The organism is Lichenihabitans sp. Uapishka_5 (assembly GCF_033947565.1).
Taxonomy (GTDB): Bacteria; Pseudomonadota; Alphaproteobacteria; order Rhizobiales; family Beijerinckiaceae; genus Lichenihabitans.
Map to the genome: position 1 here is coordinate 1 of NZ_JARPVX010000116.1, position 8,653 is coordinate 8,653.

The window sequence follows — 8,653 nt, forward strand, 5'->3', positions numbered from 1 at the left end:
CGGCCCGGCCGCGGCCGACGAGGTGGCCGAGATCGTGCCCGCCGTCGTCGAATGGGCCCGCGGGCCGCTGGCCCACCTGTCGGGGGACGCCATGGCCGACCCGCGGGTCGACATCCAGCTCGGCGACGTCGCCCGCAGGCTGCAGGCCGGGCGCGCCCGCTACGACGCCATCCTGCTCGATGTCGACAACGGGCCGGTCGGCCTGACGCGTGACGGCAACGACGGGCTTTATGGCCCGAAGGGCCTCCGCGCCGCCTTCACGGCGCTGGTGCCGGGCGGCGCCTTGGCGGTGTGGTCGGCGTTCCCGGATCGCGCCTTTGGCCGGCAGCTCGACCGGGCAGGCTTCCTGGTGGCCGAACATTCGGTGCGGGCGCAAGGCCGCAAGGGCACGTCGCACGTCATCTGGGTGGCGATGCGGCCCGGCGGCGCCGGGTAAGGCTGGTCCGTCCGCGCTGAGAAGGCGGCCTGCCTCGGCCGGTCACAAGCTTGTGCCTTCTTGCGGGCGGTCGCGGCTGCGCCCTAATCAGCCGCAACGCGCTCGATCGAACCCGCAACGGGCCACGGAGTCCACGCCATGAAACGCATCGGCTTCCTGTCGTTCGGTCATTGGTCGCCTGCCCGTGGCTCTGAAACCCGGTCGGCCCGCGACGTGCTTCTGCAATCGATCGACCTCGCGGTGGCGGCCGAGGAACTCGGCGCCGACGGGGCTTATTTCCGCGTGCATCATTTCGCCCGGCAGCTCGCCTCGCCGTTCCCGTTGCTGGCGGCCGTCGGAACCAGGACGCGCCGCATCGAGATCGGCACCGGCGTCATCGACATGCGCTACGAGAACCCGTTTTACATGGCCGAGGACGCCGCCGCGGCCGACCTTATCGGCGGCGGCCGGCTGCAGCTCGGCCTCAGCCGTGGCTCGCCCGAGCAGGTGATCGACGGCTGGCGGCACTTCGGCCATGCGCCGCGCCCGGGCGAAACCGAGGCCGACATGGGACGCCGCCACGCGGAAACCTTTCTGGAGCTGCTGAAGGGCGAGGGCTTCGCCGCGCCGAACCCGCGGCCGATGTTCCCGAACCCGCCCGGCCTGCTGCGGCTCGAACCGGTCTCGGAAGGCCTGCGCGACCGCATCTGGTGGGGCTCGGGATCGAATGCCACGGCGGTCTGGGCCGCCCAGCGGGGCATGAACCTGCAAAGCTCGACCTTGAAGGCCGACGAAACCGGCGAGCCCTTCCACGTCCAGCAGGCCAAGCAGATCCGCCTTTACCGCGACGCTTATGCGGCGGCCGGCCACGCCCGCCCGCCGCGCGTGTCGGTGTCGCGCTCGATCTTCGCGCTCGTCAACGACCAGGACCGGGCTTATTTCGGCCGTGGCGACAGCCGCGACCAGATCGGCCAGCTTGATGACTTCCGCGCCATCTTCGGCCGCAGCTATGCGGACGAACCAGACCGCCTCGTCGCGGCGCTGAAGACCGACGAAGCCATCGCGGAAGCCGATACGCTGCTGCTCACCGTGCCGAACCAGCTCGGCGTCGCTTATAACGCCCATATCATGCAGGCGATCCTGACCCATGTGGCGCCGGCGCTCGGCTGGCGCTGACGACCGTGCCCGGCTTGTGACCCCCCGGGTGGCGCTGCTACACCGGACATCATAACCGCGAGCCCCCTGATGCCCGTCCGCCGCCTCGATCCCCTCACCATCGACCGCATCGCGGCCGGCGAGGTGATCGAGCGACCGGCCGCGGCCGTGAAAGAGTTGGTCGAGAACGCGCTCGACGCGGGCGCCGGCGCGATCGAGGTGGCGATCGAGGGGGGTGGCCGCACCCTGATCCGCATCATCGACGACGGTTGCGGCATGACGGCCGACGACCTGGCGCTGGCGGTCGAGCGCCATGCCACCTCGAAGCTCGAGAACGACGATCTCGCCCGCATCGACACGCTCGGGTTCCGTGGCGAGGCGCTGCCCTCGATCGGCGCCGTGGCGCGGCTCGACATCGTGTCCCGCACCCATCAGGCGAACAGCACCGGCGCCGCCCTGACGGTCGATGCCGGCCGGGTCGGGGCGGTGCGCCCGGCCGCCCGCGCGCCCGGCACCACTATCGAGGTGCGCGACCTGTTCGGCGCCACACCGGCGCGCTTGAAATTTCTGAAGACCGATCGCACCGAGGCCCAGGCGGTGGTCGGCCCCCTGCGCCGCCTCGCCATGGCGGCCCAGGGGGTGCGGTTCACGCTCAGCGGCGACAACCTGTCGGGCTTCGACTGGCCTGCCTGCTTGGCGACCGCGGCCGGGCAGCTCGAGCGGCTTGGCCAGATCCTCGGCGACGATTTTGTCGACAACGCCCTCGCGATCGAGGCCGAGCGCGAAGGGTTTCGGCTCAGCGGCTTTGCGGGCGTGCCGACCTTCAACCGGGCCACACGCGAATCGCAGTATCTGTTCGTCAATGGCCGCCCGGTGCGCGACAAGGTGCTGGTGGCGGCCGTGCATGCCGCCTATGTCGACCACGTGCCGCGCGAGCGCTTTCCGGTAGTGGCGCTGTTCCTCGCCTGCGATCCGCGCGAGGTCGACGTCAACGTGCATCCGGCCAAGGCCGAGGTGCGGTTCCGCGATTCCGGCCTCGTGCGTGGGCTGATGGTCGGCGCCTTGCGGGAGGCGATCGGCGGCGCGCTGCACCGGGCCGCCTCGGTGGGCGGCGACCGGGCCCGCGCCGTGTTCACGCCGCAACGGGCCGGCGCGCGTCCGGCCGGCTGGGATGCGCGTAGCTCGCCCCAGGCCCCGACCGGCTTCGCTGAAGCACCGCAGGCGTCCTTCCGGGCCCTCGCGTCGGCGGCCGCCGAGGTCGTGGCAGACGCGCCCTTCTTTGCGCCCGCCGCCAGGACGGACCCGGCCGAGCCGGCCGACGAACGCGAGGAGGCGCCGCTCGGCGCCGCCCGGGCGCAATTGCACGACACCTATATCGTGGCCCAGACGCCCGACGGCATCGTGCTGGTCGACCAGCACGCCGCGCACGAGCGGCTGGTTTACGAGCGCATGAAGGCCGCGCGCGCCACGACCGGCATCCCTCGCCAGAGTCTGCTGATCCCCGCCGTCGTCGAGATGCCGGGTGACGCCATCGCGCGGCTGCTCGACGCCGCCGCGCTGCTCGAGCAATTGGGTCTCGTGGTGGACGGCTTCGGGCCTGGGGCCGTCTCGGTGCGCGAAGTGCCGGCGGCGCTCGCAGGCGGCGACGTCGTCCGCCTCCTGCGCGACGTGGCCGAAACCCTGGAGGCCGACGGCCATGCCCTGCCGCTCGAGCGGCGGCTCGACCACGTGCTGGCCACCATGGCGTGCCACCATTCGGTGCGGGCCGGGCGACGGCTGCGACCCGACGAGATGAACGCGCTGCTGCGCGACATGGAACGCACGCCCGGCGCCGGCCAATGCAACCACGGCCGGCCGACCTTCATCAAGTTGAAGCTCGCCGACATCGAGCGGCTGTTCGAGCGGCGCTGATGGGGCTCGGCGTCGCAGCCATGGTGAAACCCTTAACCCACCTTCGTCACAAGCATGGAGGGGCCGGAATGACCCGAGCCCCTTGACGCCCGGTCGGCGAACCGGTCGCGGCCCTCTCGCAACGCGGTGAGCCCGCGTCGGCCTCGCGGATGAGCATGGGCCGTGTTGCTCCATGCGCTCGGATGAACCGGTCGGCCGCAATCGCATGCTCGATGCCATCCGGGGAATCGCGGCACTGGCGGTCGTCGGCTACCACCTGCAAGGGGCGGCGCCCTTCGTCCCGTTTGTTCATGGCTACGCGGCCGTCGACGTGTTCTTCGTTCTCAGCGGCTTTGTCCTGGCGACCGCGAAGGGCGAGGCGCTGGCGTCGGGCGGCATCGGCACGGGCCGCTTCATGGCGTGGCGCCTGGCGCGCTTGATGCCGATGATCTGGATCGGCACCCTGCTTGGCGCCGCCATCATGCCGATCGGCACCAGCCACCCGGATCGGGCCATGATGCTCGCTATGGGGTTGTTGATGATCCCGATGCTGTCCGGGTCCCCGCCCGGCAACAACGCCTTTCCGCTCGCGCCGGCCGCCTGGTCGCTGTTCGCCGAACTCGTCGTCAACGCCGCCTGGCCGACCCTGGCGCGACGCAACGACAAGTCTGCGGTCCTCGCCATGGCGATCGGCACCGGCGCCATCCTGATCATCGGCGGCTGTTTGCGTTTCGGGGATGTGGATTTCGGTGCCACCCCGGGCAGCATCGGCGTCGGCATGGGTCGCGCCGTCTTCGGGTTCGCCGCGGGCATCGCGCTGCAGGCGACGCGGCACCGGCTTCCGCGCCTGCCGTCGTGGGTCGGCTATGGCTTGCTGGTGTTCGACCTGATGGTGCCGCCCCCTGCGATCATGGGGCCATGGTGGGACGGGGTGATGACACTGTTTGTCGCGCCGACCATCGTGGCGGCCAGCGTGAACGCGGTTGTCGGACGGCCCACTCAGATCATCGCAAATCTGGGTACGACATTGTCATACCCGCTCTACGCCACCCATGGTCCGATCGTCGCCAGCCTGGGCACCGCATTGGGCTCTACAACCGGGGACGGGCTGGCCCGAACCACAGCAATTTTGGGCGTCCTCGCCTGTTGTCTCGGCATCGCGTGGTGCGCGTCCCGCCTGGAACGCCTGATCCGCCGAATGGCTCATCGCCTTGCCAAGGCACCGAGGTGGCACCGGATCGGTGGAACGACGCTCAATCGCGGGCGATGATCTCGCGCTCGCCCGTATAGATCACCGGCGCGCCGGGCACGCCCATCTGGCGGCGGCTGAGGAAGCGCGGCCGGGTCTTCGACGGGCGGTGGCGACGCGGCAGGGCGTTGTCGGCCTCGACGCTGTCGGGGGTGGATTCGGCCACCTCGTAATGGCCGACGCTGCGCTCGACCAGGGCCGGCATGTTGAGGACGCGGGCCCACAGCCGCCAGTCGGCGATGATGTTGCGGTCGTCGAGCGCTTCGTCGAGCACCACGGTCAGTTCGGTGTCCGGATGAACGAGGCGCACCTGATACACCACGGCGCCGTCCTGGCCGGCCTGCAGGCACAACGCCACGCCGCGATAGGCCGTCACCTGCAGCGCCAGATGCATGTCGACGCCGCCGACGCGGCGGTTGATGGTTACGTGGGTGTCCGAGATGGCGATCTCGCGGCGTCCACGATCGGCCCGCGCATCGGGGCGGCTGGTGGCAAAGAAGGGCTCGGCGGCGTTGGTCCGGAGAATGGTCATCGTCGGCTCCTTGGGTCTCGAGTGCGGGGGCCTCGAAGGCCCGCTCATCTGTCCCTGAGATTGGCGTCCCGCCCCCCTCCGAGACCCTAAGGAGGGTGGTTAAGCAGCCGTGATCCGGGCCGTTGCGCCCATCTCGATCCCCGCATGGATGCCGTTCACTTGGCCGATTGCATCAAATTGCGCGCTTTCCGGTGACGGGCGCGGAAGCCCTGCCGCCAAGCCTTTGGCAATGCGCCGATTCGCAACCTTGCGCGGGGTCCCGGTGGCGGTTAGAGCCCTTGCAACGCGCGGGGCCTGCCCGCCCCACCGCGATCGCGAGGTGCCCGCCCGTGTCAGAAACCGACATCCACGACCTCAACGCCGTTTCGGCGCTCCTCGAGGAGGCGGCCCGGGACGCTGGCGACACGATCGCGATGAAATATTTCCGCGAAGGCGGCCACACGGTCGCGCAGGTCCACAACAAGCTCGGCGGATCGCCCGTGACGGAAGCCGACCTCGCGGTCGATCGCTTCCTGCACAAGCGCCTGCTCGGCGCCTTGCCGCGGGCCGGTTGGCTGTCGGAGGAGACGGCGGATTCGCCCGAGCGGCTCAACCGCCACGATGTGCTGGTGGTCGACCCGATCGACGGCACGCGCGCCTTCGTGGCCGGGCTCACGTCCTGGGCCGTGTCGGTCGCGCTGGTGTCGGGCGAGCGCCCGGTCGCGGGCGTCGTCTATGTGCCGGCCACGGGCCAGCTCTACAGCGCCGTCAAGGGCGGTGGCGCCAAACGCGACGGCACCGCCCTGCAGGCGTCCGACACGGCCGCCCTGGCGGGGGCCAGCGTGGCGGGGCCGCAAACCTTCGTGGGCGCCTTTGCGGCGCGCGGCCACATGACCTTTGTCGAGAAGGTGCCGTCGCTCGCCTGCCGGTTCGTGCGCGTCGCGGACGCGACCTTCGACATCGGCATGTCGTCCGCCAATGCGCACGATTGGGACATGGCGGCGGCCGACCTCATTCTCGAGGAGGCCGGCGGCGTGTTGACGGACGGCACCGGCGCCAAGCTCGCCTATAACAAGGCGGTGCCGCGCCATCCGCCGCTGTTCGGCAGCGGCCGCGCGCTGCACCCCGCCCTGCTCGAGCTCGTGCAGGCCATGCCGCGCGGGCGCGGCTGAGCCCTGATCCACCAGCAATGCCGCATGCCGCGGCGGATTGTCCGCCCGGCGGCTTTGTCCTAAGAGGACCCATGCCCAACACATCGGCCAAGCCTCAGCTCCTCCACCTTGTCTTCGGCGGCGAACTCGCCCGCCTCGACGGCACGGCATTTCGTGATCCGTCGGCCCTGCAGGTGGTCGGCATCTATCCCGATTTCGCTTCCGCCCAAACGGCGTGGCGCGGCGCCGCGCAGGCGAGCGTCGACAATGCGATGATGCGCTTCTTCATCGTGCACCTGCACCGCTACCTCGATCCCGATACGGCCGCCCAGCACGATCTGTCCAAGCAGGCCTGACGGCCTTTCATGACCGGGCTGCTGCAATCGCGGTTCGCGCTCGAGGGCGCGAGCTGGCTCGCGAGCGGCTATCTGCGTCTGGTGCGGGCCACCAACCGCTTCACGCTGGAGCCGCCCGGCTTCCCCGACGCGGTGGCCCCAGACCTGCCGGCCATCGTGGCGATGTGGCACGGGCAGCATTTCATGATCCATTATGCCTGGCCGCCGGGCGCCCGCATCGCGGCCCTGATTTCGCGGCACAAGGATGCCGAGCTTAACGCCGTGCTGTTGAAGCGGCTCGGCGTCAAGGCGATCCGCGGCTCGGGCGGGCGGGCCGAGAAGATGCGGCGGCGTGGCGGCGCCGCGGCGCTGCTCGACATGATCCGCACCTTGACCGAGGGCTATACGGTGGTGATGACGGCCGATGTGCCCAAGGTGTCGCGCGTGGCCGGCCCCGGCATCGTCACCCTGGCCCGCCTGTCGGGCCGGCCGATCTATCCGCTGGCCGTGGTGACGAGCCGCCGGTTCGACTTCCGGTCCTGGGACCGCGCAAGCCTCGGCAAGCCCTTCGGGCGTGGCGCCATGGTGCTGGGCGAGCCGATCCGCATTGCCCGCGATGCCGACGCCGACACCCAGGAACAGGCCCGCCAAGCCGTCGAGCAGGGCCTCGACGCCGTGCATGCGCGCGCTTATGCGATTGTCGGCACACCCGATCCCGGCGCCAGGCCGCGCGAACTTGGTACCGATCGGCGCGACGCGGCCGACGCCCCGTGATGCCCGAGGCCCCGCTGTGGGGCGGTTACCGCGTCGCGACTGCGCTGCTTGAACGCGGCGCGCCGGCCTTTCTCCGTTGGCGGCTCCGGCACGGCAAGGAAGATGCCGCCCGCCTGCCGGAGCGGCTCGGCCATGCGGCCCTGTCGCGGCCGACCGGGCCTTTGGTGTGGCTGCATGGGGCGAGCGTCGGTGAAGCGCTGGCGCTGCTGCCTCTGATCGAACGCCTCCGAACGGCGGAGCTGGCCGTGCTGCTCACCACCGGCACGCTGTCGTCGGCGGCCGTGATGGCGGTTCGCCTGCCGGCCGGCGCGTTGCACCAGTTCGTGCCGCTCGACGGACCGGCGGCGGCCCGGCGCTTCCTCGACCATTGGCGGCCCGATCTGGTGCTATTCGCCGAATCGGAGCTTTGGCCCAACCTGCTCGGCGCGGCGCGGCAACGCGGCATCCCGGTCGCGCTCGTCAACGCCCGGATGTCGACCCGCTCCTTTGGTCGCTGGCGTCGCGTGCCGGCGCTGGCGCGGTCATTGCTCGGCAGCCTGACGACCGTGCTGGCCCAGTCCGAAGCCGATGCGGAGCGCTACCGCGGGCTTGGCGCGGCAGCGGTGCTGACGGTCGGCAACCTGAAATACGATGCCGCGCCGCCGCCCGCCGACCCCGATGCGCTCCGCATCCTGCGGGCCGCCGTCGGGGAACGGTCCGTCTGGGTGGCGGCCTCGACCCAGCCGGGCGAGGACCTCGCCTGCTTGGCCGTCCATGCGGCGCTGAAAGCGCATCGGCCCGATCTGCTGCTGGTGCTGGTGCCCCGGCACGTCGGGCGCGCCACAGCCATCGAGGCCGAGGCGGCTCGGCTCGGCCTCGCGGCAGCCGTCCGCTCGCGCATGGAGCCGGTGACGGCCACGACCGACGTGCATGTGGCCGACACGATGGGTGAGCTCGGCTTGTTTTATCGCCTTGGCGCGCCCGTGTTCATGGGCAAGTCGCTCGGCCCGGAGGGCGGCGGCGGTCAAAATCCGATCGAGCCGGCCAACCTCGGCAATGCGGTGCTGCACGGGCCGGCGATCGGCAACTTCCGCGATGTTTATGCCGGGCTCGATGCGGCCGGGGGCGCCCGGCCGGTGGCGGACGCCGCCGCGCTGTCGACCGCCCTCGAAGCGCTGCTGAACGACCCGCAGG

General features: G+C 70.9%; 8 protein-coding genes and 1 pseudogene. 8 read left to right on the forward strand and 1 reads right to left on the reverse strand.

The genetic code is table 11. From position 1 onward, the window contains the following. From P7D22_RS21215 to P7D22_RS21230, 4 genes and pseudogenes are all read left to right on the forward strand, one after another. Nucleotides 1-436 (forward strand): annotated as a pseudogene (locus tag P7D22_RS21215) (spermidine synthase); the annotation flags it as partial. A gap of 138 nt (nt 437-574) precedes the next feature. Then, a complete protein-coding gene (locus tag P7D22_RS21220; protein ID WP_319936251.1) occupies nt 575-1,591 on the forward strand; it encodes an LLM class flavin-dependent oxidoreductase in 1,017 nt (338 codons plus the stop codon). A 69-nt stretch (nt 1,592-1,660) separates the two neighbouring features. Next, complete coding sequence (mutL, locus tag P7D22_RS21225) at nt 1,661-3,481, forward strand: DNA mismatch repair endonuclease MutL (RefSeq protein ID WP_319936252.1); 1,821 nt, start codon at nt 1,661-1,663, stop codon at nt 3,479-3,481. Nucleotides 3,482-3,653: 172 nt separating this feature from the next. Then, the gene (locus tag P7D22_RS21230) at nt 3,654-4,730 is read left to right on the forward strand and encodes an acyltransferase family protein (RefSeq protein ID WP_319936253.1); all 1,077 of its coding nucleotides are present in this window, start codon (nt 3,654-3,656) and stop codon (nt 4,728-4,730) included. Here P7D22_RS21230 and P7D22_RS21235 read toward each other — a convergent pair. Then, complete coding sequence (locus P7D22_RS21235; RefSeq protein ID WP_319936254.1) at nt 4,714-5,241, reverse strand: DUF6101 family protein; 528 nt, start codon at nt 5,239-5,241, stop codon at nt 4,714-4,716. The genes P7D22_RS21230 and P7D22_RS21235 overlap by 17 nt on opposite strands. A gap of 329 nt (nt 5,242-5,570) precedes the next feature. Between P7D22_RS21235 and P7D22_RS21240 the strand changes: the two genes are divergently transcribed. The 4 genes from P7D22_RS21240 to P7D22_RS21255 all read left to right on the forward strand — a co-directional run. Continuing rightward, nucleotides 5,571-6,392: a 3'(2'),5'-bisphosphate nucleotidase CysQ gene (locus tag P7D22_RS21240; RefSeq protein WP_319936255.1), complete on the forward strand. Its 822-nt coding sequence runs from the start codon at nt 5,571-5,573 to the stop codon at nt 6,390-6,392. A 71-nt stretch (nt 6,393-6,463) separates the two neighbouring features. Then, complete coding sequence (locus P7D22_RS21245; protein WP_319936256.1) at nt 6,464-6,727, forward strand: DUF4170 domain-containing protein; 264 nt, start codon at nt 6,464-6,466, stop codon at nt 6,725-6,727. A 9-nt stretch (nt 6,728-6,736) separates the two neighbouring features. After that, complete coding sequence (locus P7D22_RS21250; protein WP_319936257.1) at nt 6,737-7,480, forward strand: lysophospholipid acyltransferase family protein; 744 nt, start codon at nt 6,737-6,739, stop codon at nt 7,478-7,480. After that, nucleotides 7,480-8,653: 3-deoxy-D-manno-octulosonic acid transferase (locus tag P7D22_RS21255; protein WP_319936258.1), on the forward strand; the 1,174-nt coding region annotated here is incomplete at its 3' end. The genes P7D22_RS21250 and P7D22_RS21255, both read left to right, overlap by 1 nt.

Excerpts from the sequence above, each read along its gene's own strand:
- P7D22_RS21230 (WP_319936253.1), top strand. The coding sequence starts at position 3,654 with ATGCGCTCGGATGAACCGGTCGGCCGCAATCGCATGCTCGATGCCATC.
- P7D22_RS21245 (WP_319936256.1), top strand. The coding sequence starts at position 6,464 with ATGCCCAACACATCGGCCAAGCCTCAGCTCCTCCACCTTGTCTTCGGC.
- P7D22_RS21235 (WP_319936254.1), bottom strand. The coding sequence starts at position 5,241 with ATGACCATTCTCCGGACCAACGCCGCCGAGCCCTTCTTTGCCACCAGC.
- mutL (WP_319936252.1), top strand. The coding sequence starts at position 1,661 with ATGCCCGTCCGCCGCCTCGATCCCCTCACCATCGACCGCATCGCGGCC.
- P7D22_RS21250 (WP_319936257.1), top strand. The coding sequence starts at position 6,737 with ATGACCGGGCTGCTGCAATCGCGGTTCGCGCTCGAGGGCGCGAGCTGG.
- P7D22_RS21220 (WP_319936251.1), top strand. The coding sequence starts at position 575 with ATGAAACGCATCGGCTTCCTGTCGTTCGGTCATTGGTCGCCTGCCCGT.